Raw genomic sequence first — 25,862 nt, forward strand, 5'->3', positions numbered from 1 at the left:
GCTTTCACGGAGATTGACCAATAATGCCCGCGAGTCTCACTGGCGCTTTCTCAGAAGATTCAATATAGTTTTCATCCCATATTTTTTACCTAAACGCGATAAAAACAACGGTTCTACATCAGCAGCGAAACCGAGCAATCCCTGAAGCCTAAACACGTCTTTTTGTTCAAGCAGTCCCAGACCATATTTATGGACAAGAGCGCTAATTTCTCGTTTTCTATCACGACCTAGAGAAACTTTATCATCGTTTGTGATTACTAATCCGGTAATCCTGCGGCTTCCTCGCTTAGACAAATGTATCGTCTTATCAACATTCAAGCTTAAGCGTGGGTATTTCAAACTAGACAACAGATTTTTTATTATAGGCACGACTGTTTCAGTAGCGTAAGGTAACGCCGTGGAAAATGTCAAATCGTCAGCATAGCGAGTATAAACAAATCTGTTTTGAGATGCCCACTCTGCTACTAGACTATCAAACTCATACATGATGGAATTCGATAATATTGGTGAAGCTGGAGAACCGATACTCAGAGCACCGCCATTCCCTCTATTAATACATGACAGTCTTGCAATATATCTAGTTTCTAGCAAATCAAGAAAAGGCAAGCTTTTCTGAAAGTGCGCTATCAGGTCATCAATTTTAATAGACGGGAAGAAGTCTTTAAAATCCAGCTTAACCATGTACTCGTTTGTTCTGTGCGCCTCGGCATTCTTTTTAATGCTTGCACCTTTTACATATGCCGATGCCGCCTCATGAATTGGCAACAGATGAAAAACGTTATGGATCAACCAATGTTGAACATACTTTGTTTCCCTGGCAGGTTGAGAGATTATCCGTACCCCGCCATTCTTTTTTGGAATACTATACGTTTTATAAGAATAAGGAGCTCTCGAAACCACACGCACTAACTGTTCGCTTGACAATGACAAATCAGCCAACATTTTCTCAAGCGTTTTATGGGCGATCACTTCCCACCCCCAAAAAGCCGACGAATAACTCTAAGCCGGTGATTATCTTTTCCCGAAGTATTATAGAACTCTTTACACTCTGTAGAAATACGTAGCTTATCTATCGGTACAGAAGAGTTCGCAGAAAAATTAACCCTGTGGAACTCAGAGTTTCTTGCGACGTAAAACTGGGAATCACTATAGACCTCAAGACTAATGAGCCTGAATCGCTGAAGCAGAAAAAGCTTACCCCTTAGTTGATCCCTGCCAGCTTCAACTCCTAGCTTGGAAAGATAATCCAATAGCTCGCTCTCTTTAACGGCAACAAATAGCTTTATAAGCTCATACAAGAGGACAAAAATATGGGAGCTGTTGGATACTTTAAGAAGCTGCGATTTCGGCAGTTCATCCAATTCATGTTGAACATCAACTACGACATCCTCTATGATCTCAGCAGTTATAGTAAGTGGAAATCCGACTTCAAATGGATAACTTTTTACTGCAGTTCGCTTATCGTTTGAGATATGTCGAAAAATTCCTAATTTTATGAATGAGTCATTCTGAAAGTGACCTTCCGAGCAAACAGCAACAATTTTGTCGTTGAACTCCTTCAACTGAGAAAACGCACCAAGCTCAGCTATTGCTCCGGGACTCTCTAGTATGATAACCACCAGAGAGCACATTGCAGCCAACTCCACCTCGAGATCAATCAGATTTCTAAAGATGGCGTCAACTTGCCAATTAGTTACATCCTCAGGCTTGAAGAACTCAATTCTATTATTTAGGTCTGTCTCAAGCGCATGACGTAGCGACTGTACCGAAGGGGTGGGATCGTCCGGATGCCCCTTTTCAGGGGACCGGCCACCACACAGAAGAACGATATGAGACTTACAGTACTCGACTCTTGATGACTCTATTTTTATCGATGATAGAGCAGCAAGTCGAGGATCTGTCATTTAGAAGAGGTTCTTTACCAAGAAACAGCCGCAGAGAATATCTGTGGACCGTAATGAGCCCGCGATTGGAGGGCCGCAGATATTCTCTGCGGAATAAATCCAAGCAATTTTCTAGAGTCTGGCTAATCGCCCGACTAAGCATCGGTACCAAGACCGAGCTTGTACGCGTAAAGAACGGATCGAATATCCCAAACGGCATTGAGGCTGTCAATATGCCATATGCGAAATTTAAGGATTTTTAGCTCATTCCTCTTTCAGATCACGAATAGTCGTTCATATCAATAACGAACACCCTCCATTATTTGATCCACGATCAGGGTATAAATAGAGGTAGCGCCTCAAAAGCTATCCCCTTAAGCCATTGATTTTTAATATAATAGTAATGAGATTCGACTCCTGGTGCCGCACCATACAAGGTTCCATAGAAAGCTTTCAAAATCTCTGGAACCCCCGAAAAACCCGCCTTCTGGCGGGTTTTTTCGTTTTGGCGTTCCGTCGGATTCCGCCAAAATCTTATGGATACCAGCCGAAAATCACCTCGATTTTCCCGGGCAATCGTCCGCCCTGCCCGCCCCATCCTTCATCAGCAGGCCTGCACACAAATCAGCGACGAACTGGGGCATGGTCGTCTCGACGTGGTATCGGCTTATAACGATGATCGAGCACGAGCAAAACATTCGACATGGAGCTGTTCCTGGCGGATCTTCTCACCGGCTAGCATGCATTCGCGAACGTCACCTACGCCAAGCCAAGACCATTCAAGCGGAGATTTCTAATCGCTTGCACAAAGATAATCCATGGACCTGGCAGCGAAAGCATCCCGCATGGTTTCTAAACCGTCACGTGAACCAATACGCTGAATCGACGCGCTATTACTGGCTACTGACCGCGCATTTGCTCACTCTTCGCTTAGGAAAATTCAACCTATAGATGAAGGTCAAAAACCGGTCAGAAGCAGGCTGATGGTGTAAGTGGCTCAATTGACGTGTGAGGTTGTTTGGCTACTCGCTCGAAGTCATTGAACGAGTAGGGCTGTGTAAAAAATCAGACATCCACTGGCCACGTTCCGCGCCGCACCATTTCCCGCACCCGATCAGCACCATTGGCGCGTACCAGCAATTCCATACGGGCTTTTTCGATGTCCTCGGCACTCCATTGCTCGGTGGCCATGGTGGCTTTTTCGTGAGACCAGCCATTGTCGTAGTGACGGACCACATACTGCTGTTGGTATGCCCACATCTCGGTGCCCGGAATCGGGGTCACGATAAACGGGTTGGCGTAGGCCATGCCTGCGCCCATAAGGCTGACGGCATAATCAATGGTATTACCGATTTGCCCCAGGCTTTCGATGAACGGCTGTTCGGCAGCCGAGGCCGGCGGGTTGACGAAGCCGAGCATGAAGCCGCCCGTCACCTGAATTCCGCACTCGGTAAACATCTGGATGATCTCAAAGGTTGCCTGCTGAATCGCGTTGAAACGCGACTTGTTGGAGTTCACCAGGCTCTCTTCGTTGGCGCTCTCCACCGCAAGGTAAATGTTGTAGCAACCGTTGTCGGCGATTGAACGGATAAACGTCTTCGCCGTGAGACCGCCGCGAATGGCAGCGATGACGTTGCGGTAGTGCGGGCTTTTGAGTTCCTGCTCATCAAGTTCCGCCAGAAATCGCTCGCCCTTGTGCAGCAGCACCAGATTGAACAGGCTCAGCCCACCTTCCTCGACCCACGGCAAATGGTGTTTCTTCAACAGCTTGCCGACCTCCATAGCGTACAGCGGGTCATGCATCAAGTGATCGTCTTCGATCAACACCTCGGTCACGCCTTGTTTGACCAAATCCGCCAGATGCAGGTCGAACCAGTCCAGCCCCAATGCCCGCCAGGGGCCGTTGATTTTGGGGATATAGCAGAAGTTGCAATTGACGTTGCAGCCTATGGTGGAAAAGATCTGCGCCCAGGCGCCGGTCTTGCGCACCCGCGCACCGGAGGAATGATAGGGCTGCAAGTAGTTGTTCATGTTCAGGAAACTGAAATCCGGCAACGGCATGACGCCCAGCCGCTCATCCAGATCCTGCCGGGCCGGGACAATGCTCAAGTAGCTGGATTTGCGCGTCGGTCGAACTAGTTGGCCACTGTAGCTGCGATAGGCAATGCCCGGCACCGCGTCGACATTGCCGCCTTCATGGGTGACCGCGTCGAGCAGCAGCGTGAAGGCGCGATCCGCTTCGTTGATCAGGGTGAAATCGAAAGGCGAGTCCAGCAAGGCATTCTGCCAGTCACCGCTGGAATGGGCACCGCCCGTCACCAGCAGCAAATTTGGATCGATGGATTTCACCAGGTCGGCCAGCGCCCGGGCGTTGCCCCATTGCACGGTGTAGTTGCACTGGATGCCGACGATGTCCGGTTGTGCATCTTCGATGATCTTGCGCATTTGCACATCGGTGAGGCCATAGCGGACCAAATGGCCCTGATCGACGTTCACCAGAGTGTTTTCCTGGGACCAGCCGGCGAATGGCGCGTCGACGATCTGCACGTCGTAGCCGGCGCGCTTGGCCACCGTGGCGATGCGCAACAGGCCAATGGGCGTGCCGGCGCGTTTCATTACTTCGAACGTGTCGATGCCGATGTCGGCAAATGCGCTGCCCAGCGGTACCGGCTCAATCAGCCGCGTGTAAGGCGGCACGAACAGCAACACACGTGGCGCTTCGCCATTTGCGCGGCGGCGAATGCCGCTGCGGCTGGACTTCAATGACGGTAGTCCCAGATGCTGGAGCGCAGGACGAGTGGGCGCCACGCTGAATCGTGGCAGGTCGCGTTCAATTCTTGTGGCGCCTTCAGAGGCAATCAGGTCCATCTCAAAGCTCCTTTACAACAGTGATGTCGGCGTTGGGCTGGCCTGTTTTCGAGGTGGCGATAACGGCGCCGACGATAATCAGCAGTGTGGGAATAATCAGGATCGGGCTGGCATGGCTTTGCCCTATGGCCACCAGCAGCAGGGTCGAGATCAGGGGGGCCAGATAGGAGAGAGCGCCGAGCATCGCCAGGCTGCCGTGCTTGGTGGCGTGGTCCCAGGCGAAAAACGCCAGGCCCACCGGCCCCAGGCCAAGGCCGACGATGGCCGCCCATTGCCCGGCGCTTGGAATGACCGCGGTTTCAAACGCCAGATGGCAGACCAGGCCGGCCACTGCGACGAGGCCACAGATGCCACCAATGATGCTGCTTGGCACGTCACTGAAACGGCGGTTGATCACCGAATAGGACGACCAGACCAGCGCGCAGGCGAAGGCGGCCAGGTAGCCGGCTACCGGCATGGCGGCGGCTTCATCCGAGGCGCGCTGTTGCATGATAAACGCCGTACCGGCCAACCCCAGCAGCGCGCCGAGTAACTGGCGTTTGCGCAGCCGTTCCCTCGCGCTGAAGGCCGAGAGCAGCACAATCAACAGTGGCCACAGGTAGGCAATCAGGCTCGCCTCGGCAACCGGGGCAGCCTTGAGGGCGAAAAAATACAGCGCGTGGTAGGCGAATATCCCTAGAAAACCGACCGCCCATACCGACCAGGGCTGACGCCAGCTGCGAAACCCCGCCATGCCGTTGCGGCCAAGGATGCACAGGCTCGCTACAAACGCGACGGCAAAACTCAGGGTCAGCAGTTGGAAGGGTGGAATGCCTTCGGTGAGGCTGGTCAGCAACGCCAGGCATGACCACAGGAACACCGCGATCACGCCGATGGCGGTGGCCGAGGCTGCGGCTCTGACAGACACCTGTGTTTTGGCAATGCGCGTCACTTCGGTCATCTACGCCCCGTCTGATTTATCCTTGTCGGTGGGGCAATCATAGAAAGGTCCGGCCGGGCGGGTATTGATGAGCACTGCTGAAGATTTGTTCAGGCCTGCCGGATTCACCTTACCCGCGAACTTCGTCGCACCGTGGCCGGGGTCAGGTCGCGGTTCTTTTTCAGGGCGTGGGTGAGTGCACTTTGATCGGCATAACCGACGCGGTGGGCGATCTCGGTGATCGACAGCGCGGTTTCGCACAGCAAGTCGATGGCACGGTTGAGACGCAAGGTGGCGATATGCGCAAAAGGCGTGCTATTCAAATGCCGAGCGAACAGCACGTAGAGTTGCCGCTCGCTGGTGCCTGCCACCCGTGCAATCTCGGTGGCGCTAAGCCGGCTGTCCAGATGGCTTTCGATGTAAGCGAGTGCCCGTGCCAGGGTGAACTGACCATGCTCAGGGATGATTCCGGGCGGCAGCGTCAGCGAAGACAGCAGCAAAGTACTCCAGGACTCCGCCACCTGAGGTGAACTGGTCAGCAAGGGCGCGCTGCGGCTGGCGTATTCAAGTAAATGGCGGATTTCCGGGCCTACTGGGAAAAAGCGTTTGTCGGCCTGGAGTCTGGTCGACAGGTCGAGATTCTTGGGCCCGCCGAACGTCGTGGCCGGCACGTCGAGTACCAGAAAGGTATTGGCCTTTTGCGCCAGAAACGCATGGCGAGCACCGGCAGGAATTACCACGCCCTGACTCCAGTCGACCTTGCCGGCCCGACCGTCGACTTCGATGTCCATGGAGCCGGACTGCGGCAGCACGAGCTGATGAAAGTCGTGATCGTGCAATTCGACTTGGCCCGAATACGAACGAAGGGCCAGTGAAACCGCTGGGTTATCGTGACTGCCCATAGCGCCTCTCCGTTGGCTCAGGTTCACATCATGCCTGAGTCAGAGAACCCGGTGCCACTCCCGCGAGCGCTCAGGGGAGATGCGACGAGTCATCGGCAAAAACTCGTGCGGGACGCGGGCTGATTTCATCGCGGGCAAGCCCGGCGCCCACAGCGCAAAGCCCTGGCCTGGATAGGCCAGGGCTTTTTACGAATGACGACCCATGCGCCCATAGCGATATGGCACATAGCCACTTTTCCAATTGACACCCCCTCCCCACTCCGTTAAAAACCCCGCCTTGCTTGCGTTTTTATCGAGACATGGATGTTGTCCAAACCCCCGCTGTTCAAATACCGCCGCTATTGGCTGGCGGTCATCATCGTGTTGCTGGCGATTCTTGATCCTTTCGGCCTGGCCAGTTCCAGCGACAAGGCGTCGGCGCAGTGGCTCAATCGTATGTTCGCCAGTCACTACCCGAGCCTTGGGCAGCAGCGGGTGGCGGTGGTGTTGATCGATGATGCCTACCTGATGCGCAATAACAGTTCGTGGCCCATGCCCTATGGCGAGCAGAGCAAGTTGTTCAAGCGCTTGCTGGCGTACAAGCCCCAGGCGGTGTTTGTGGATTTGCTTTATAGCCACGACCACTCGTTTGGCGACCCGACGCGGGGCAGCCAGTTGCTGGCGAATGTGTTTGAGCGTTATCAACGCCAAGGCATCCCGTTGTGGCTGGCCAATACTGGGTTGACTCGCGCAGAGGCGGGCCAGGCGAATACGCTGGCGCCGTTCATGCAGGTGAGCCAGCCGGCGCTGGTTGTATGGGAAGGGGTGGATGACAAGTATCCACTGGCGATGCGCACACAGGCAGGGCTGATGGAAACTCCCGCCCTGTCGCTGTATCGAGTGTTCTGTGCCACGCAGCACTGCAAGCAGCCGCCGGTGGATGTGCAAGCCGCTGCGCAGCGCCAGCCCATCGCGGTGCAGTGGGGGCTGAAGCTGGCGCCCGAACAGGCACGTATTGCCGATATCCGCCACTGCGCGCCGGCACGGCATTTTTTGCTGGATGGGGTGGCGCAGTTATTTCAGGCGGTGTTCTGGAAGCTCGACGACTCGGCCCAGGCGCGCTGCCCTTATACGCTGACGTTGTCGGCCAGTGACCTGGAGGTCAGCGACCCCGATGACCAGGCACTGGTCGCCGACTTACTGCGCGACCGCCTGGTGTTGGTGGGCGCCAATATCGCTTCCACCGGGGACTTGGTGGAGTCGCCGGTACACGGCCAACTCCCTGGCGTTTACCTGCACGCCATGGCGCTGGACAACCTGATCAATGCGGGCATGGACTACGACCATGAACCGGCCAATTTCCCCCACCTGCCGTTCAATTGGCTGGACCTGCTGGAGCTCGGGCTGCTGGCGTTGATCGCAGTGCTCAAGGCGCTGCACGCACGTCGCCTGGCGGGCCATCGCACCTGGAGCCGGTGGCGGCGCCAGGAAATCTGGTTTTTTACCTCGCCGTGCCCGTCGTGGCTGTTGGTGATGTCGATGTTGGCGGGGGTTAGTGTGTTGCTGAGCCTCAATGACATCACCCCGGTCAACGTGCTGGGCATTGTGTTGCTGTCGTTGGTGCTGTTCAGCGAGCGGATCGAAGCCTTCTTCGACCGCGATCGCCGAGTGCACCGCTCTGCTATCTGACTCAAGGAAACCAAGGATGAACAGAAGCCTCATCGTCTTGCTCGCCGCCCTCTTCACCCAGGGCGCCTGGGCAGAAACCCACAGTATCAAGGCGTTCCTCGCCGACCCGGTGACAGTGCTGGACGAGCAGGGCAAGCAACAACGTGAGCTGGCGAAAAAGGACGCGCCCACCCAGCCCCTGCCGGTGTTGCAGTACAACCAGGCACTGGACCTGGTGCAGGTAGAACTGGCAGGCCAGAAGGTGTGGCTGGACACCATGGATTTGCGCATCGAGCCCCCGCTGAACGTCGTCGACCTGCCCTGCCAGGGCCTGACCAAAAGCCAGGCCAAGGACAGCCGCAACAACTCCACCATCGGTTTTGGTGCCGGCTGCAATCAATAAAAGGAGCGTTGCGGTGAAGGGATATCTAGTAGCAGCCAGCCTGTTGGCCAGTTCGGTGCTCAGTGGTTGCGCCACCTTGAAAGGCGCAGACCAGGCGTTTATGAACCTGGTGGGGCCCTCGACCCAGTCCCGGGTTCAGGGCCATTACGTGGATAACAGCGACGTACGCCAGTATTACAAGCTCGACCCACAGCGCCAGAGCCAGCAGCGTTTGAGCTACGACGGGCGTGCGGTACCGGCCGCTGAAGCGCGCCAGCAGAACCTGGTGGATATCCCGATGCTGCAAGGCTACTTGCAGGGCATCGTCACGCGCTTGTCCAAGGGCTGGCCGGGGGAGTTGCCGCCGCTGCAGGTGAAGATCACCGACAGCTATGGCTTCGGGCCGTCGGCAGACCCCTACGGCAACCTGTTCGTGCCGCTGGGCATGCTGGACAACGTCGCCAGCGAAGACGAAATCGCCGCGATGCTGGGCCATGAAATGAGCCACGTATTGCTGCATCACCATGACCGCATGGCCGCTTTCCAGCAACAGAAAGACATGTTCACCACCGTCGCCTCCACGGTCGCCTTGGCCACCATGGCTGCCGATACGGGCGTGGACCGCAGCTCCGGTACGATGAAACTGTTCAGTAAAGACCCAGCCGGCACCCAGAAGACCATCGGCAACACCGTGCTGTATACCGCCCTGGCCAATACCTTTTCCGATCAGGTATGGAGCACCGCCTGGGGCCGCAGCCAGGAAGACCAGGCCGACTTGCTGGGCACCGACTTGATGATCCGTGCCGGTTACGCGCCGCGAGCCGCCACCCATAGTCTGGAGCGCCTCAACGACTTCCAGGGCAAGCAGAAGCCCTTGCTCACGGGGTTCCTCACGGCGCGCAAGAATGCCATGCAGGATTCGCTGCAGCAGTTCAATCTCAACCAGTTCACCAAAGAGCTGGACGTGCTGGTCAAGGATGGCTTGACCACCGGCATCACCGCGACCAGCCAATACTTCAACCGCTCACATATGTCGGCGATGGACCGCGACACCGAGCTGCGCCAGTACTTGCAACGCGAATACCGCCAGGAACGCCGCGCCCGGGTCAACCCGCAAAGCTGGTCGAAAATGAAGAATACGCCCCAGGTGGCGAAGGCTTTGCAGGGCTATAAAGACGCGTACTTCGCAATTGATGCCCTGGAGAAAAACAAGGTGCCGCAGGCTGACGCTTTCATTCGCAAGGCTCTGGCCTCGTCGGTAAAAGACCAGCCGAGCATTCGGCGCACCGCCTATACCGTGCGCCTGGCCCAGGGCAAAAACAGCGAAGCGGTGAAAGAGTTGCAGGCGATCAAGGACTGGTCCCTGGCAGGGCCTTCCACCTATGACTTGATGATCAGCTACCACCTCAAGCGCGGTGACGGGCAATCGGCCCTGGCGATGATCGACAAGGCGGAACGCAACCTGGGCTCGGAGGAACTGTTTATTACCGAGAAGCTGTTGGCCAACCAGCAACTGCAGAATGCGCAGCAGGTGCAAAGCGTGCTGCGCAAATGCGAGCAGTACCCGACGCGCAAAGAGAACTGCAAAAAGCTCGCACCGGTCAAAGCCTGACGCCCCCGCGAGCGGACAATAAAAAACCCCGAACCAGTCGGGGTTTTTTATCGCCTGGCATCAGGCACGACATTCGATCAATTAGAAAACGTTGATCGGGTAGTCGGCGAACAGACGGATTTCGTTACCGCCTACGTTGTAGTTGCTGGCGTTGTTGGAAACGCGCAACCACGAGGCACGGGCACGCAGGCTCAGGTCTTTGGCTGGGCCGCTCTGTACCACGTACTTGAACTGGTTCCAGATTTCACGCTCGGTGCCATCGCCACGGCCAGTGCCGTCGTCGATGTTGGTGCCGCGCACGTAGGCAATGTTGTAGGTCAGGCCCGGTACGCCGAAGGTGGCGAAGTCGATGCCATAACCTGCTTGCCAGGAGCGCTCGTCCTTGCCGTTGAAGTCGGACCAGTAGGAGTTGGCCAGCAGGATGGTATTGCCGCCGTCGCCAATGCCGCCAGCGTTGCGGTAGCCACCGTACAGGTAGCCGGTGTCACCGGTGCTGCGCTGGTGAGCGAGGGTGAAGCTGTGCGCGCCAACGGCCCAGGTAGCGCCCAGGCTCCAGATCTTGTTGTCGCGAGCGTCCGCATCACCTTGGTTTTCCAGGGCGAAGCTGCGGTCCAGCTTGGTTTTGTAGCCATTGAAGTCAAATGTCAGCGACTGTTGTTCTGGCAGGGCCAGCACGTAGTTGACGTTGACGTATTGCTTCTTCAGCACGTCCTGCATGTCGGAGGCGTACAAAGCAGCCGACAGGCTTTCGGTGAATTTGTAGCTACCACCGATGTAGTTGATGCTCTTCAAACGGCCGCTGTCGCTGCCCTCGGCGCTCTTGCGAGCTTCCTTGGTGAAGTGACCAGCATCCAGTTGCAGGCCGGCAATTTCTTTGGAAACGATCGAGGTGCCCTCGTAGGTTTCCGACAGCAGACGCGAGTTGTCGTATTGCAGGACCGGCACGGCCGGCATCTGCTGACCGTATTTGATCACGGTGTTGGAGATACGCGCCTTGACGGCTGCGCCGCCTTTGGCCAGGTCGTTGGCGGCTTCTCCGCTGTCACCTTGCTTGAAGAAGTCGATACCGCCAGCGCCGCTGCGACCTTTACCACCATCCAGGCGGATAGCGTATTGGCCAATCACATCCACACCCACACCGACAGTGCCTTGGGTGAAGCCGGACTCGAACTTGCCGATGAAGCCTTGGCCCCATTCAGCTTTGTCCTGCTTGCCGTTTTTGTAGTCACGGCTGATGTAGGCGTTACGTGCTGCGATGTTCAGGTGGCTGTCTTCAACGAAACCCTTGGATTGCTCCTGGTCGTTTGCCATTGCTGTCGATGCGCTCAAAATCCCCAGAGCGATCAGACTCATCCGTTGCTTCAACATTTTCTTATATTCCTTATTACGGGTTGAGTACGCGCTGTGACACCAGGCTCCTGTTGCTTTTCTGGTGTCGACCTTGCCAGCAAAAAGAAGGCCCGCGGACGACTGAACTGCCGCGGGCCTTTTTTATTGGATTTAGTCATGGTGGTTAGCCACAGGCGTTGGGCGCAATCCTATGCGGGCGTTGAACTATGTGTCAATTTCGTGAATCGTCTGTATTTAGGCGATATTCGTCTAAGCGGCGGGCTAAAGCGGCGGGATGAAAGCGTTGAAAACACCTTGATCAGCCTTTGGAAACACATTAAGTAACAAATTCGAATGCAATGCGTTAGGGAATAGATAACGCGCGCAAATGCAAAGCATTACCATTCGCGCACAATTTTCCTGCCATGTCATTTGGATACACTCCCATGCCTGCCCCTCGCCTGACGCCTCTCTCCCTTGGGCTCTCTGTCCTGCTGTCTGCTAGTTTTGCCGGTGCGGCCACGGTCCTGCCCGAAACCTCGATCAGCGTGGAAGCAGACGAAGACGACCCACGGGTCAAAGAGACCAGCACCGCCACACGCACCGCGACGGCTGTTCGCTATGTGCCCCAGGCGATCGACTCAGTCAAAACCGAGAGCCTGCGCTCCTATGGCACCAACGATCTGGGCCAGGCATTGAGCGGTATCCCCAACGTCAGCAGCGGCGCCGATACACGCTTCGACAGCCTGCGCATACGCGGTTTCGACGCCAGCAATGACTTCTATCTGGATGGCATTCGCGACGACAGCCAGTACGTACGTGACCTGCATAACATCGAGCGTATCGAAGTGCTCAAGGGACCGGCCGCCGTGCTTTACGGGCGAGGCGGCCAGGGCGGGATCGTCAACCGGGTGAGCAAACTGCCAAGCCCAGGGCAAAAGTCCAGCATCGAAGCCCAAGGCGGCAGCAACGATCTGCGCAGCCTGTATGCCGACCTGAGTACCGACCCCACCGATAACATCAGCCTGCGCCTGAACATGGGCAACCAGGACAACAACAGCTTTCGCGATGGCATCAGCGGCAACCGCCAGTTGTTCGCGCCGTCGATGAGCTGGCAGCTCACTCCAGAGCTGAACTGGCTGGTGCAATACGAATACAGCCGCTACAACCGCACCCCAGACCGTGGCATTCCTGGTGTCAACGGGCGCCCGGCGGATGTGAGCCGCAGCACCACTTACTTTGATCACGGCGATTACATAGACGATAAGTCCCAGTCGCTGCGTTCCAGACTTGCCTACGAGCTCAACGCCGACTGGCAGCTGCGCCACACCCTCGGCGTGTTCAAGCTCGACAGCGATTTCGACAATACTTACCAGACCGGCTATGACCCGAAAACCAACACCGTCAGCCGCCAACACTGGCAGCAGGACCTGACCACCCGCAACGTGTTCAACAACCTGGAGCTGGAAGGCGGTTTCGACACCTTTGGCCTGGAACACCGCCTGCTCACCGGTATTGAGCTGGGCAGCCAGCGCCGCGATCCGAAGCTGTACTCCGCTCGGGATGGCAAGACGGTGCCGAGCCTGGACCTCAACCAGCCCAACCGCCGCCTGAGCCACACCGGGAGCATGCGACTGTCGAGTAACAACCACACCGAAGTCGAAAGCCGCGCCCTCTACATACAGGACCAACTGCGCCTGAATGACCAGTGGCAACTGCTGGGCGGGCTGCGTTACGACCGCTTCGAAGTGGACACCGCCAACAAGCTGCTCGACATCCAACAGAACGTGAAAAGCCACAGCACCAGCCCGCGCGTCGGCCTGGTGTGGACGCCCCTGGAGCACCACTCGTTCTACGCCTCGTGGAGCAAGACTTTCACCCCAGCAGGCGGCGGCCTGATCGGCATCACGCCGAACGCCACCGGCAACGTCAACGACCTGAGCCCGGAGTTGACCAAGCAAAAAGAAATCGGCGTGAAGAGCGACTGGTTCGATGAGCGCCTGAGCACCACCCTGGCTGTGTACGAGCTGGAACTCTACAACCGCCGCACCAGCGACCCGCTGGACCGTACCATTACCCTGCTCACCGGCGAACAACGCTCACGCGGCGTGGAGCTGACCGCCACCGGCAAGATCGTCGACAACTGGTATGTGCGCGGCGGCGTAGGCCTGCAAGATGCCAAGGTCGAGAAGGACAACAACGGGTTTGAGGGCAAACGGATCAGCGACGTGGCCAAGCGCAACGCCAGCCTGTTCATCACCTGGAAGCCTGAGATGGGCTGGTACGCGGAAACCGGTTTGACCCTGGTGGGCGATCGTTACGCCGACAACCTCAACACCGTGGTGTTGCCTGGTTATGGCCGCTGGGACGCGCTGGCCGGGTTCCGTCAGAAAGAATGGGACGTGCGGGCAGCACTGAACAATATCGCTGATAAAAACTACTACGCCTCGGCGACCAGTGCGGCGCAGATTCAACCAGGCGAGCCGCGAAGCCTGGTAGTCACCGGTACCTACAGCTTCTGACACACCTCATGGGAACCAAAGCCTGTTCCCACACTGGTTAGGTATTGCCCACAACATCAGCGCCTGGCGCAGATCCCTGTGGGAGCGGGCTTGCTCGCGATAGCGGTGTGCCAGTCAGCCAATCTTCAACTGAGCCACCGCCATCGCAGGCAAGCCAGCTCCCACACTGGCTAGGTAGTGCCCACAACATCAGCGCCTGGCACAGATCCCTGTGGGAGCGGGCTTGCTCGCGAAAGCGGTGTGCCAGTCAGCCAATCTTCAACTGAGCCACCGCCATCGCAGGCGAGCCAGCTCCCACACTGGCTAGGTAGTGCCCACAACATCAGCGCCTGGCACAGATCCCTGTGGGAGCTGGCTTGCCCGCGATAGCGGTGTGCCAGTCACCCAATCTTCAACTGAGCCACCGCCATCGCAGGCAAGCCAGCTCCCACAGTCGGTTTCAGGTGTTCTTTAGTTGCTCATCAACTCGCACAACGCCTGCACTTCGTCCTCCGTAAACAACCCAACCGGGTAGCGCTCACTCATCACGCTGCGCAAATCAGGCAATTGCCTGACCTGTGGCGAGCCGTTCGCCTTCAACCAAAGGGCCAACGCATGGATGGCGTCTGCGTCGACCCGCAAAGGGTGGAACGTACGCGTGTTCATCAGGTGGACATCGGCATTCATTTCAGCGCTCTCTCCTGCTGCGTGAGCGGCTAACTTACTCAAGGTTTGTGACAGAACTGCACGGTCATCCCCCTTGGGCCACTGTAACCACAGCGATACAAGAGCTATGCCAATGTGCCCTGTTCACCAGCATGCAGGCATGAAAAAGCCCGCGACCGGGCTGGGTCGCGGGCTTGCGGGGAACACTGCAAACGCGCGGTGCTCGTACGCCATCAAGGCGCTGTTACAACTGCACTCACTTTCGCTGCGGAGCTGGCTGCTGTTGGGTCAGGCAATGGATATTGCCCCCACCCAGTAACAATTCGCGGCCCGGCACCATCACCACTTCATGTTGTGGGAACAGGTTCTGCAGGATTTGCTTGGCCTGATCGTCCAACGGGTCATCGAAACTCGGCGCGATGATGCCGCCATTGACGATCAGGAAGTTGACGTAGGAACCGGCCAACCGCACGGTCGGATTACGCTCCTGGCTACCGTCAACCAGGTCTACCCCGGCGCATTCCTCCTCAGTGGCATACAGCGGACCCGGAATCGGCATTTTATGCACGATGAACGAGCGGCCCTGGGCATCGGTGCTGCTTTGCAGCACGTCCATGGCTGCGTGGCAGCGTGGGTAGTTCGGGTCTTGCGGGTCATCGGTCCAGGCCAACAGCACTTCGCCCGGGCGCACGTAGCAGCAGAAGTTATCCACATGGCCGTCGGTTTCGTCGTTGAACAGGCCATCCGGCAACCAGATGATCTTGTCTACCGCCAGGTTATCGCTGAGCACCGCCTCAATGGCCGCACGATCAAGGTGCGGGTTGCGGTTGCGGTTCAACAGACATTCTTCGGTAGTGATCAGGGTGCCTTCGCCGTCGACATGAATCGAACCGCCTTCAAGCACAAAGCCTTCAGTGCGGTAACGCGGTGCGCGCTCCATCTCGAGGATCTTGCCTCCCACCTGGGAATCGCGGTTCCACGGTGCATACAGGCCGCCGTCAAAACCACCCCAGGCGTTGAAGTCCCAGTTCACACCCCGTACTTCACCACTGCCGTTGATCACGAAAGTGGGGCCGGTGTCGCGAACCCAGGCGTCGTCATTGGACATTTCCACCAGGCGGATATTGGGTACGTCCAGGCGGGCACGGGCGTTTTCGTACTGGCTGGCGGAGACCGCGACGGTCACCGGCTCAAAACGTGCGATGGCCTTGGCCACCGCCACATGGGCCGCCTGAGCAGGCTTACCGCCCAGGCGCCAGTTGTCTGGGCGCTCGGGCCAGATCATCCAGGTCTGGGTCTGGGGCGCCCATTCGGCAGGCATGTGAAAGCCATCGGCGCGAGGTGTGCTGTGCAAGGTGGTCATGGCGATCAGGGCTCCGAATGGGGTCAAGGGCAACTTTATAATGGATAAAAATCGGCTTTAACAGACTAAAAACATGATAGGTGCTCGCGCCTGCAAAAAATAGCCGATAACAATCGATAAATCACAGTTGCTCATCCAGCACTTTCGACAGCATGTCCACAAAGAAGTCCACACTGCGTCTGGACGTCACCATCGGCGGCTTGATTTTGAGGATATTCAGATAATCACCGGTAGGCTGCATGAAAATCCCCAGCTCCCGCAGCCGGTCACACAACAAGGCGGTTTCTGCAGTCGCAGGTTCGAGGGTCTGGCGATCGCGCACCAGTTCAAGGCCCAGATAGAAGCCCGAACCGTGCACGGCACCGACGAGCGGATGGCGATCGATCAATTCCTCCAACCGTGCCTTGAAATGCCCACCTACCAGTTGGGCGTTTTCCCACAGCTTTTCCTCTTCCATCACATCCAGCACCGCCATGCCGATCCGGCAACTGACCGGACTGCCTCCTGATGAGGAGAAGAAGTAACCCTCGGCTTCCAGCGCCTCGGCAATTTCTCGGCGGGTGATCACTGCACCCAACGGCTGGCCGTTGCCCATGCCTTTGGCCATGGTGATGATGTCAGGCACCACACCTTGCTGTTCAAACCCCCAGAAGAAATGCCCCATGCGGCCGTAACCCACCTGCACTTCATCGGCGATGCACACGCCTCCCTGGGCACGGACCAGGCCATACACCTGTTGCAGGTAACCCGGTGGCAGGGAGATGCCGCCGGCATTGCCGTACACCGGCTCACAGATGAACCCGGCTAATTGACGCTGGCTCGCGGCGATTTTCGCTAGGTTATGCTCCACGCTTCGTACATAGTCCGGCGCGCTGTCCGGCCCGCGGAATTCACCGCGGTAGGTATTGGGCGCGGTCACGGGGTGTACCCAATCCGGGCGGCTGCTCAAGGCCTGGGGGTTATCGGCAATCGACGTGGACACAGCATCCGCCGCCACCGACCAGCCGTGATAGGCCTCCAGCACACTGAGCATGTCGCGCCCGCCGCTGTAGGCCCAGGCCAAACGAATCGCCAGGTCATTGGCCTCGGTGCCGCTGTTGACCAGGAACACCCGGTCCATGCCCTCCGGCGCCAACGCCAGCAGGCGCTCGGAGAACTCGGCAACCGCCGCGTAGTGAAACCGCGAGTTGGTGTTGAGCAACGACCACTGCCGAGCCGCCACTTCAGCCATGCGCGGGTGGCCATGGCCCAGCACGGCCACGTTGTTGAGCATGTCGAGGTACGATCGGCCCTGCATATCGATCAGGTGGTTACGCCAGCCGCGCTCGATACGCGGTGGGTCGGCGTAGTAGTGCTTCTGGGAGCGGGCAAAGCTGGCATCACGCCGGGCCAGCAAGGCTTCTGGGTCCAGTTCCGGCTCCGCATCACAGGCCAGGCCCAATAGAGCTGCGGGTGACGGGCACAACGCCTGCCACGCCAACGCCCGGGAAGGTGTGCAGAACAGCGGTGGCTCAAGGTCGGCGCGGCACAACTGCACAGTCAACGGCGCATGAACCTCGCCCAGCACCTGCCCTTTGACCAAGGTTGCGCCCGGCTTGAGTGATGTGCGCACGCCCCACAGGCGCAGGCTCAGACCGCCGTCGTGCAAACACAGCAAGCCGTCGGTACCTTCACGCAGCATTCCCGCAAAGGGTGCTTCCAGCACCGTGCCGTGGGGCAGATGCAGTTCGACATGCAGGGGGAAGGTCTCGGGCTCTAGCGCACTGTCGGGGCGGGTGCGCGACAAGCGGTATTGCCCATAACGACTGGCCGCCAGCCCATGCACCGTCGCCGCTTGATCCAGCAAGCGCCGATCGATGCCGGGAGTCTCCCAATTGCCAGCCTCGAAATGCGGGCTGAGTACGCCCAGGTCGATCAGCGCAAACTCGCGGCCCACCAAGCCTGGCAATAAAGGCGCGAAGTCTTGGTTGGCGACGGGCGGTAATGTTTTGCCGACGCTGCGCAGAATCGCCGCTTGCATGAGTTCGAAGGGCACCGACGTGGCGATATGGAAGATTTCCCACTCGTGTTCGGCGTTTTTCTTTAGATAAACGTTGTCCGGGTCCAAGCGTTGCTGCTGCTCACTGCTGAGCACCAACACCGCCGCGCGGGCGACGATCAACGGCCACAACACCTCCAGCTCTTCACGCTGCAACGGCGTGACCGCGTGGCAGGCCTGGATCGCCGGCAAGAGAGCAAACGGATCACCGTCGGCATGGTGCAACAGCGCCGCGCAGGTCACCGACAGATCGGCAATTCGCCAGGTGTGCACCAGATCGCCGAAATCGATCACGCCTTGTATGCGCCAGTGCCGCTGGGCATCACGCTGCCACATCACGTTGTCGTCGGTGATGTCCATGTGCACCGCTTGCCAAGGCAGGTGTGCCGCCAACGGCTGGACATGCGCCTCGACCTGCCTGGCTGCCTGCTCCAAAGCAGCACGCTGCGGCAGGTCGGGCAAGGTTGCCAGCAGGTGGGTGATCAATGCTTGCGCGTGGCGCGGGTCCCATTGCAGGGTGCGCTCCAGGCCAGGGTGCTCGAAACCTGCCAGCGCGAGGCTCATCTGCCCGCACAGCTCACCAAAGCCTTCGATCACGGTGCGGCTCAGGTGGGGTAAATGCGTCAGGGGCTGGCCGTCGATGTAGTCCAATAGCCGCAGGTGCAGGGTTTGGTCATCGACATTGACCGTCAGCAACTCCTCACCCGCCAAGGTCTGGACGACCTTGGGCACACGCAGGCCGGGGTGCGTACCCAGACTGTTGAGCGCTGCGTGCTGGGCCTGGAGTTCAACCGCGGCGTAGTCACCCCGGCAGATTTTCAGAACGAAGCGGCCCCGCGTGCTGTCAATTCTATAGTTGAGGTCTTGCTGACTGCCCAATGAGTGTAATTTGCCCGTTATTCCATAGTGTCGCTCGAGCAGGCATGCTGCTTGCTCGGGGGTTACTTGTGGGCAAGACAAGCTGGCACGGTGGGTCAACGTGGCTAACGACATTGTGACGACCTTTGTTTTTTCAGGCGTCTATATCGCCATTGTTCAGGGGCACAAGGCAACCCCCCAGTAATACAGCGCTTGCACCACCCGGCTCGCACCACTCAAGCTATGCTTCATCCGCATAATGTCTATCTAAGGAAAGGGCCCTCCGATATGCGCATTCTCGTTACTGGCGGCGCTGGCTTTATCGGCTCAGCCCTGATCCGCCACCTGATCCAGCACACCGAGCACGAGGTGCTCAACCTGGACAAGCTGACTTACGCCGGCAACCTCGAGTCGCTGACCAGCATCGCGTCCAACAGCCGCTATGAGTTTGTCCAGGCCGATATCATCGACCAGGCCACCGTCAGCGCCTTGCTCGCACGCTTCGAACCCGATGCGATCATGCACTTGGCGGCCGAGTCCCATGTCGACCGCTCCATTGACGGCCCGTCGGATTTTATCCAGACCAACATCGTTGGCACCTACAGCCTGCTGGAAGCCACGCGAGCCTATTGGCAGAAGCTGGCAGAGCCGGCAAAAAGCGCATTCCGTTTCCACCACATCTCCACTGATGAGGTGTATGGCGACCTGCACGGCGTGGACGACCTCTTCACCGAGACCACGCCTTACGCACCGAGCTCGCCGTATTCCGCGAGCAAGGCAGCGTCCGACCACCTGGTACGCGCCTGGCAGCGCACCTATGGCCTGCCGGTGCTGTTGACCAACTGCTCGAACAATTACGGGCCGTTCCATTTCCCCGAAAAATTGATCCCGCTGGTGATTCTCAACGCCCTGGCGGGCAAGCCACTGCCGGTGTATGGCGATGGTCTGCAGGTGCGTGACTGGCTATTCGTCGAGGATCATGCCCGTGCGCTGCTCACAGTGGTCACCACTGGGGTTGTGGGCGAAACCTACAATATCGGCGGCCACAACGAACAGAAGAACATCGACGTGGTACGTGGCATCTGCGCCCTGCTGGAAGAACTGGCGCCGCAACGCCCAGCCGGTGTGGAGAAATTCACTGACCTGATCACCTTTGTCAAGGATCGCCCAGGCCACGACCAACGCTACGCCATCGACGCCAGCAAGATCGAACGCGAACTGGGCTGGGTCCCGGAAGAAACCTTCGAGACCGGCCTGCGCAAAACCGTACAGTGGTACCTCGATAATCTGGAATGGTGCAGCAGGGTCCAGGACGGCAGTTATCAGGGAGAACGATTGGGCAACACCGACTTGAAGGATCTAATCGCATGATGAAGGGAATTGTATTGGCTGGCGGCTCCGGCACTCGCCTACACCCCATTACGTTGGGAGTGTCCAAACAGCTGTTGCCGGTGTATGACAAGCCGATGATCTACTACCCGATATCCGTGCTGATGCTCGCAGGCATCAAGGACATTCTGGTGATCTCCACTCCGGTAGACCTACCGCAGTACCGAAACCTGCTGGGAGACGGCAGCCAGTTTGGCGTGCGTTTCACGTATGCCGAACAGCCTTCCCCGGACGGGCTGGCTCAAGCATTTATCATTGGCGAAGAGTTCATCGGTGATGACGCGGTGTGCCTGATTCTGGGGGACAACATCTTCCACGGCCAGCATTTTGGCGATCAGTTACGCACCGCAGCCGAGCGCTCCTCGGGCGCTACTGTTTTCGGCTATTGGGTGAAAGACCCGGAGCGCTTCGGTGTGATTGATTTCGATAAAGAGGGCCGCGCCCTTTCCATCGAAGAAAAACCGGCAAAGCCCAAGTCACCGTATGCCGTGACCGGCCTGTACTTCTACGACAACGACGTGATCAAGATCGCCAAGGCGGTCAAGCCTTCGCCACGCGGCGAGCTGGAGATCACCGACGTCAACAATGCCTACCTTCAGCGTGGCGATCTTCACGTTGAACGCTTCGGCCGTGGGTTCGCCTGGCTCGACACCGGCACCCATGACAGCCTGCTGGAAGCCTCGACCTACGTTCAGACCATCGAGCACCGCCAGGGCTTGAAAGTGGCATGCCTGGAAGAGATCGCCTATGAAAATGGCTGGATCGATCGTGATTATCTGCTGGAGCGCGCCAAGTACTTTGGCAAGACCGGCTACGGCCAATACCTCTACTCGCTTGCCGGAGAGACCCAGTGAATGTAGTTGAAACCACACTACCCGGCGTACTGATCCTCGAGCCAAAGGTATTCGGCGACGAACGCGGTTTCTTCTACGAAAGTTTCAATGCGCGCGCCTTTGAAACGGCCACCGGGCTCAAGCGTAATTTCGTACAGGACAATCACTCACGCTCGCAAAAAGGCGTGCTGCGAGGTTTGCACTATCAGCTTGAACACACTCAGGGCAAGCTGGTACGTGTTACCTACGGTGAAGTGTTGGACGTAGCGGTCGACATCCGTCGCAGCTCACCCAACTTTGGCCAGTGGGTGGGTGTCCGCTTGTCGGCACAGAACCATCGCCAACTCTGGGTGCCGGAAGGCTTCGCCCATGGTTTCGTGGTGTTGAGTGAGTACGCAGAGTTCCTGTACAAAACCACCGACTACTACCAGCCAAGCGCCGAGCGCAGCATTCTCTGGAATGACCCGACGCTGGCCATCGACTGGGAGCTGGCCGAACCGCCGCAACTCTCCGCCAAGGATCAGGTCGGCAAACTGCTGATGGAAGCTGACTTGTTCCCATGAAAATCCTCATCACCGGCCAACACGGCCAAGTCTCCCAGGAGCTGCAACAGCGGCTCAAGGGCCTGGGCGAACTCCTCATCCTGGGCCGCGACCAGCTTGACCTGGCAGACGCAGACCTTATCCGCCAGCAAGTACGCACCCATCGCCCTGACCTGATCATCAACGCGGCGGCCCACACCGCCGTCGATCTGGCCGAGAGCGAGCCGGACGCTGCGTTCGCCATCAATGCCATCGCCCCCGGCATCCTCGCCGAAGAGGCCAAGGCGTTGGGTATCCCGCTGATTCACTACTCGACCGACTACGTGTTCGACGGCACCAAACCTGCCCCGTACACCGAAAGCGACACGCCGAACCCATTGGGTGTGTACGGCCAGAGCAAGCTGGCGGGCGAGCAGGCGATTGCGGCTGCAGGCGGCGAGTACCTGATCTTGCGCACCAGTTGGGTCTATTCGAGCCACGGCAAGAACTTCCTGCTGACCATGCAGCGCCTCCTGCAGGAAAAACCGCAGATGCGCATCGTGGCCGACCAGATCGGTGCGCCGACCTGGGCCGGGACTATCGCCAACAGCACCCGCGTGCTGATCGAGCAGTGGCAGGCCGGTAAGGCAGGGGATTGGGGTGTTTACCACCTCACTGCCCAGGGTGAGACTTCATGGTTCGGCTTTGCCCAAGCCATTGGCGAGCAACTGCGCGCCGAGGGCAAGGCCTGCGCCGAGCTGGAGCCGATCCCTTCCAGCGCCTACCCGACCCCCGCCAAGCGCCCGCTGAACTCGCGCCTGGACTGCACCCGCCTGCAACAGCAATGGCACGTCAGCCAGCCCCAGTGGCAAGACGCATTGCACGAGTGTCTTGCACAGCAGCACTAGGCATAATGCGCCTGTACCCACAGGCGCGACTTCCATGACCCCACCCCTTCCGCGAAGACCCCGCTGGCGCAGCCTCGCCCTGCTGGCTCTGTGCCTGGCACCGCTGTTGTGGCCGCTGGAGCATTTGGCCGAGCGCTATTACCGCAGCGAGCTGGCCGGGCAAAACCGCCAGACCCTCGACCTCTACGTCGCCAACTTGCTGGGCACCCTGCACCGCTACGAAATACTGCCGCAGATCCTCGGGGACTTACCGGCCCTGCGCACTGCATTGGGCGCGCCCCACGTCAGCACCCACCTGGTCAATGCCAACCAGTTGCTCAAGGACGTCGCCGCCCAGGCCGGGGTAGAGGTGATGTATCTGATGGACACCACCGGCAAGACCCTCGCCGCGTCCAACTGGGACAAACAAGACAGCTTTGTGGGGCGCAACTTTTCCTTCCGTCCGTATTTCAGCGAAGCCATGGCCGGGCGCCTCGGACGGTTCTTCGGCCTGGGCACCACCTCGGCCAAGCGCGGCTACTTCTTCGCCGCCGCGGTGCGTGACGGCGATACCATCATCGGCGTGCTGGTGGTGAAGGTCGACCTGGACCACACCGAAAGCCTGTGGGGCAATACCCCGGAACAATTGCTGGTCACCGACCACAACGGCGTGGTGATCCTCACTTCGCGCCCGCAATGGCGATTCCGCGCCACGCGGCCACTGACCGCCGAAGAACGCCAGGCCATCATTGCTATCCAGCCCTACCCCACCCGCGACCCGCAGCCGTTGAGCCTCAGCAGCAGCGCTTGGCTGCGCCAGTCCACGGCTATCGCCGAGACCGGCTGGAACGTGGAAATCCTCGCGCCGCGCTCGCTGATCAACCGCCCGGTGCGCACGGTCGTCGCCGTGGGCGGTGCCACGTTGTTGGTGCTGATGCTGTTGCTGGGGTTGCTGATGCAGCGCCGCCGGCACTATCTGGAACGCATCGCCTTCGAAGCCAAGGCCCGCCGCGAGTTGGAAATGCGCGTGGCCGAGCGTACCAGCGACCTGGAGGGCCTTAACCGGCGCCTTAAACAGGAAGTGCTGGAGCGCGAGCATGCCCAGCAAGAACTGGTGCGCGCCCAGGATGATCTGGTCCAGGCCGGTAAACTCTCGGCGCTGGGCACCATGTCGGCGAGTATCAGCCATGAATTGAATCAGCCACTGGCGGCGATTCGCAGCTATGCCGAAAACGCCGAGATCCTGCTCGACCATGAGCGCACCAACGATGCCCGCGGCAACCTCAAGCTGATCAGTGAATTGACCGGGCGCATGGCCTCGATCATCGCCCACTTGCGTGCCTTCGCCCGCCGTGACCGTCACGCGCCGGAGAGCGTGGCCCTGCAACCGGCACTGGATGACGCCCTGGCATTACTGGCCAAGCGTCGGCGTTCGATGGAGGTGGAGTTGATTCGCGACTTGCCAGAGGCGACCTTGTGGGTGCAGGCCGGTGAAACCCGTCTGCGCCAGGTGCTGGGTAACTTGCTGGCCAATGCTCTGGACGCCCTCACCGAAAAAGGCCCGCCACGCAGACTCTGGCTGAGTGCCGAAACCACGCCCCAGGGCGTCAACCTGTACATTCGCGACAATGGCCCGGGCTTTTGCATGGAAGCCCTGGGCCGCGCCAGCGAGCCGTTCTACACCACCAAGACGCGCACCCAGGGCCTGGGCCTGGGCCTGGCGATCTGCGACACCCTGATGCGCGCCTTCGGCGGCGAACTGTTGTTCGCCAACCACAAGGAGGGCGGCGCGCTGTTAACCTTGAAATTGCGCGCCGGCTCGCCGGGCGTCAGTCTGCAACCGTCCGAGGACCGCAGTGTATGAGTATCGACAACTCGATTCAGGTGGTATTGATCGACGACGATCCACACCTGCGTCAGGCCCTGTGCCAGACCCTGGACCTGGCAGGCCTGAAAGTCCTGCCCCTGGGAGAAGCCAACGGGCTCACCGCACGCCTGTCCCGCGACTGGCCGGGCGTGGTAGTCAGCGACATTCGCATGCCCGGCATGGGCGGCCTGGAACTGCTGGCTGAACTGCACGGCCAGGACCCCGACCTGCCGGTGCTGCTGATCACCGGCCACGGCGACGTACCGCTGGCGGTGCAAGCCATGCGTGCCGGCGCCTATGACTTCCTGGAGAAACCCTTCGCCAGCGACGCGCTGCTCGACAGCGTGCGCCGTGCCCTGGCCCTGCGCCGGCTGGTGCTGGACAACCGCAGCCTGCGCCTGGCTCTCAGCGACCGCCAGCAACTCAGTACGCGCCTGGTAGGGCACTCGCCACAGATGTTGCGCCTGCGCGAGCAAATCGGTGCACTGGCCGCGACCAAGGCCGATGTGCTGATCCTCGGCGAAACCGGGGCAGGCAAGGAGGTCGTCGCTCGCGCCCTGCACGACCTCTCAAGCCGACGCAGCGGCCCGTTTGTGGCGATCAACGCCGGAGCACTGGCGGAATCGGTGGTGGAAAGCGAACTGTTCGGCCATGAACCCGGCGCGTTTACCGGCGCGCAAAAGCGCCGTATCGGCAAGTTCGAGTTTGCCAATGGCGGCACGCTGTTTCTGGATGAAATTGAAAGCATGAGCCTGGATGTACAGGTCAAGTTGCTGCGCCTTTTACAGGAGCGCGTCGTGGAACGCCTGGGTGGCAATCAGCTGATCCCGCTGGATATCCGCATTATCGCCGCCACCAAGGAAGACCTGCGCCAGGCCGCCGACCAGGGCCGCTTCCGTGCCGACTTGTATTACCGCCTCAATGTGGCGCCGCTGCGCATCCCCCCGCTACGAGAACGGGGCGAAGATGCGCTGATGCTGTTCCAGCACTTCGCCGACGAGGCCAGCAGCCGCCACGGCCTGCCCTTGCACGAACTGCAACCGGGCCAGCGCGCGCTGTTGCTGCGCCACAGCTGGCCAGGCAATGTGCGGGAACTGCAAAACGCCGCGGAGCGTTTCGCCCTCGGCCTGGAGTTGGCCCTGGATAACACCCAGGACCATCCCGCGGCCGGTGTGCTGACCTCCACACCCGGAGGCCTGAGCGAGCAAGTCGAACAGTTCGAAAAAAGCCTGATCGCCGCCGAACTGACCCGCCCCCACAGCTCTGTGCGCAGCCTCGCCGAAGCCCTGGGCGTACCGCGCAAAACCTTGCACGACAAACTGCGCAAACACGGCCTGAACTTCGCCGACAGTGCCGGCCAGAGCGCCGATGACGAATGACATCGTCCACCTACAAAG

General features: G+C 58.9%; 19 protein-coding genes. 10 read left to right on the top strand and 9 right to left on the bottom strand.

The genetic code is table 11. From position 1 onward, the window contains the following. Nucleotides 1-36: 36 nt before the first annotated feature. The 5 genes from HU730_RS11695 to HU730_RS11715 all read right to left on the bottom strand — a co-directional run bounded on the left by HU730_RS11695 (nt 37) and on the right by HU730_RS11715 (nt 6,572). On the bottom strand, nt 37-969 hold the full coding sequence (locus tag HU730_RS11695) for a retron St85 family RNA-directed DNA polymerase (protein WP_084570990.1): 933 nt from the start codon (nt 967-969) through the stop codon (nt 37-39). Continuing rightward, the gene (locus HU730_RS11700; protein WP_032894056.1) at nt 966-1,904 is read right to left on the bottom strand and encodes a retron St85 family effector protein; all 939 of its coding nucleotides are present in this window, start codon (nt 1,902-1,904) and stop codon (nt 966-968) included. The genes HU730_RS11695 and HU730_RS11700 overlap by 4 nt, the downstream gene beginning before the upstream one ends. 1,044 nt (nt 1,905-2,948) lie before the next feature. Further along, nucleotides 2,949-4,751, bottom strand: coding sequence for a cobalamin-dependent protein (locus HU730_RS11705; protein WP_186526734.1), 1,803 nt, complete (start codon nt 4,749-4,751; stop codon nt 2,949-2,951). A 1-nt stretch (nt 4,752) separates the two neighbouring features. Further along, the gene (locus tag HU730_RS11710) at nt 4,753-5,691 is read right to left on the bottom strand and encodes an EamA family transporter (RefSeq protein WP_186526733.1); all 939 of its coding nucleotides are present in this window, start codon (nt 5,689-5,691) and stop codon (nt 4,753-4,755) included. A 104-nt stretch (nt 5,692-5,795) separates the two neighbouring features. Further along, nucleotides 5,796-6,572 carry an AraC family transcriptional regulator gene (locus HU730_RS11715; RefSeq protein ID WP_072445772.1) on the bottom strand — a complete coding sequence of 259 codons (777 nt, stop codon included), beginning with the start codon at nt 6,570-6,572 and terminating at the stop codon, nt 5,796-5,798. Between the two features lie 303 nt (nt 6,573-6,875). Here HU730_RS11715 and HU730_RS11720 point away from each other — a divergent pair, with 303 nt between their 5' ends. The 3 genes from HU730_RS11720 to HU730_RS11730 are packed head-to-tail and all read left to right on the top strand — an operon-like array spanning nt 6,876 to nt 10,213. Next, nucleotides 6,876-8,240 carry a CHASE2 domain-containing protein gene (locus HU730_RS11720; protein ID WP_186526732.1) on the top strand — a complete coding sequence of 455 codons (1,365 nt, stop codon included), beginning with the start codon at nt 6,876-6,878 and terminating at the stop codon, nt 8,238-8,240. 16 nt (nt 8,241-8,256) lie between these two features. Beyond that, entirely contained in the window at nt 8,257-8,622 is a 366-nt protein-coding gene (locus HU730_RS11725; protein ID WP_014716500.1) for a hypothetical protein, read from the top strand. 13 nt (nt 8,623-8,635) lie between these two features. Continuing rightward, a complete protein-coding gene (locus HU730_RS11730; RefSeq protein WP_186526731.1) occupies nt 8,636-10,213 on the top strand; it encodes a M48 family metallopeptidase in 1,578 nt (525 codons plus the stop codon). Between the two features lie 81 nt (nt 10,214-10,294). Here HU730_RS11730 and HU730_RS11735 read toward each other — a convergent pair whose 3' ends face one another. Continuing rightward, the gene (locus tag HU730_RS11735) at nt 10,295-11,581 is read right to left on the bottom strand and encodes an OprD family porin (protein ID WP_034125518.1); all 1,287 of its coding nucleotides are present in this window, start codon (nt 11,579-11,581) and stop codon (nt 10,295-10,297) included. A 407-nt stretch (nt 11,582-11,988) separates the two neighbouring features. Here HU730_RS11735 and HU730_RS11740 point away from each other — a divergent pair, with 407 nt between their 5' ends. Then, entirely contained in the window at nt 11,989-14,064 is a 2,076-nt protein-coding gene (locus HU730_RS11740) for a TonB-dependent siderophore receptor (RefSeq protein ID WP_186526730.1), read from the top strand. 450 nt (nt 14,065-14,514) lie between these two features. Here the strand turns inward: HU730_RS11740 and HU730_RS11745 are convergent, their stop codons facing one another. From HU730_RS11745 to HU730_RS11755, 3 genes are all read right to left on the bottom strand, one after another. Next, nucleotides 14,515-14,730, bottom strand: a complete 216-nt coding sequence (locus HU730_RS11745; protein ID WP_054922627.1) for a hypothetical protein — start codon at nt 14,728-14,730, stop codon at nt 14,515-14,517. 235 nt (nt 14,731-14,965) lie between these two features. Next, nucleotides 14,966-16,072: an agmatine deiminase gene (gene aguA / locus HU730_RS11750; RefSeq protein WP_034125515.1), complete on the bottom strand. Its 1,107-nt coding sequence runs from the start codon at nt 16,070-16,072 to the stop codon at nt 14,966-14,968. 121 nt (nt 16,073-16,193) lie between these two features. After that, nucleotides 16,194-19,103: an aminotransferase gene (locus HU730_RS11755; protein ID WP_186526729.1), complete on the bottom strand. Its 2,910-nt coding sequence runs from the start codon at nt 19,101-19,103 to the stop codon at nt 16,194-16,196. Nucleotides 19,104-19,256: 153 nt separating this feature from the next. Here HU730_RS11755 and rfbB point away from each other — a divergent pair, with 153 nt between their 5' ends. From rfbB to HU730_RS11785, 6 genes are read left to right on the top strand one after another with little or no spacing between them, the layout of a single operon-like run. Further along, nucleotides 19,257-20,339, top strand: a complete 1,083-nt coding sequence (gene rfbB, locus HU730_RS11760) for a dTDP-glucose 4,6-dehydratase (RefSeq protein WP_054896641.1) — start codon at nt 19,257-19,259, stop codon at nt 20,337-20,339. Next, nucleotides 20,336-21,211, top strand: a complete 876-nt coding sequence (rfbA, locus tag HU730_RS11765; RefSeq protein WP_003187717.1) for a glucose-1-phosphate thymidylyltransferase RfbA — start codon at nt 20,336-20,338, stop codon at nt 21,209-21,211. Before rfbB ends, rfbA begins: the two co-directional genes overlap by 4 nt. After that, nucleotides 21,208-21,753 (top strand): dTDP-4-dehydrorhamnose 3,5-epimerase, encoded by a 546-nt coding sequence (rfbC, locus tag HU730_RS11770; protein WP_054922633.1) that lies wholly within the window; start codon nt 21,208-21,210, stop codon nt 21,751-21,753. Before rfbA ends, rfbC begins: the two co-directional genes overlap by 4 nt. Continuing rightward, the gene (gene rfbD, locus HU730_RS11775; RefSeq protein WP_186526728.1) at nt 21,750-22,619 is read left to right on the top strand and encodes a dTDP-4-dehydrorhamnose reductase; all 870 of its coding nucleotides are present in this window, start codon (nt 21,750-21,752) and stop codon (nt 22,617-22,619) included. Before rfbC ends, rfbD begins: the two co-directional genes overlap by 4 nt. Nucleotides 22,620-22,653: 34 nt before the next feature. Continuing rightward, complete coding sequence (locus tag HU730_RS11780; protein WP_034125510.1) at nt 22,654-24,462, top strand: ATP-binding protein; 1,809 nt, start codon at nt 22,654-22,656, stop codon at nt 24,460-24,462. Then, nucleotides 24,459-25,844, top strand: coding sequence for a sigma-54 dependent transcriptional regulator (locus tag HU730_RS11785; protein ID WP_186526727.1), 1,386 nt, complete (start codon nt 24,459-24,461; stop codon nt 25,842-25,844). Before HU730_RS11780 ends, HU730_RS11785 begins: the two co-directional genes overlap by 4 nt. Nucleotides 25,845-25,862 lie beyond the last annotated feature (18 nt).

This window comes from Pseudomonas sp. SWRI22 (assembly GCF_014268395.2).
Classification (GTDB): Bacteria; Pseudomonadota; Gammaproteobacteria; order Pseudomonadales; family Pseudomonadaceae; genus Aquipseudomonas; species Aquipseudomonas paracarnis.

Coding starts and splice junctions, on each gene's coding strand:
- HU730_RS11700 (WP_032894056.1), bottom strand. CDS start 1,904: ATGACAGATCCTCGACTTGCTGCTCTATCATCGATAAAAATAGAGTCA.
- HU730_RS11705 (WP_186526734.1), bottom strand. CDS start 4,751: ATGGACCTGATTGCCTCTGAAGGCGCCACAAGAATTGAACGCGACCTG.
- HU730_RS11710 (WP_186526733.1), bottom strand. CDS start 5,691: ATGACCGAAGTGACGCGCATTGCCAAAACACAGGTGTCTGTCAGAGCC.
- HU730_RS11715 (WP_072445772.1), bottom strand. CDS start 6,572: ATGGGCAGTCACGATAACCCAGCGGTTTCACTGGCCCTTCGTTCGTAT.
- HU730_RS11720 (WP_186526732.1), top strand. CDS start 6,876: ATGTTGTCCAAACCCCCGCTGTTCAAATACCGCCGCTATTGGCTGGCG.
- HU730_RS11725 (WP_014716500.1), top strand. CDS start 8,257: ATGAACAGAAGCCTCATCGTCTTGCTCGCCGCCCTCTTCACCCAGGGC.
- HU730_RS11735 (WP_034125518.1), bottom strand. CDS start 11,581: ATGTTGAAGCAACGGATGAGTCTGATCGCTCTGGGGATTTTGAGCGCA.
- HU730_RS11740 (WP_186526730.1), top strand. CDS start 11,989: ATGCCTGCCCCTCGCCTGACGCCTCTCTCCCTTGGGCTCTCTGTCCTG.
- HU730_RS11745 (WP_054922627.1), bottom strand. CDS start 14,730: ATGAATGCCGATGTCCACCTGATGAACACGCGTACGTTCCACCCTTTG.
- aguA (WP_034125515.1), bottom strand. CDS start 16,072: ATGACCACCTTGCACAGCACACCTCGCGCCGATGGCTTTCACATGCCT.
- HU730_RS11755 (WP_186526729.1), bottom strand. CDS start 19,103: ATGTCGTTAGCCACGTTGACCCACCGTGCCAGCTTGTCTTGCCCACAA.
- rfbB (WP_054896641.1), top strand. CDS start 19,257: ATGCGCATTCTCGTTACTGGCGGCGCTGGCTTTATCGGCTCAGCCCTG.
- rfbA (WP_003187717.1), top strand. CDS start 20,336: ATGATGAAGGGAATTGTATTGGCTGGCGGCTCCGGCACTCGCCTACAC.
- rfbD (WP_186526728.1), top strand. CDS start 21,750: ATGAAAATCCTCATCACCGGCCAACACGGCCAAGTCTCCCAGGAGCTG.
- HU730_RS11780 (WP_034125510.1), top strand. CDS start 22,654: ATGACCCCACCCCTTCCGCGAAGACCCCGCTGGCGCAGCCTCGCCCTG.
- HU730_RS11785 (WP_186526727.1), top strand. CDS start 24,459: ATGAGTATCGACAACTCGATTCAGGTGGTATTGATCGACGACGATCCA.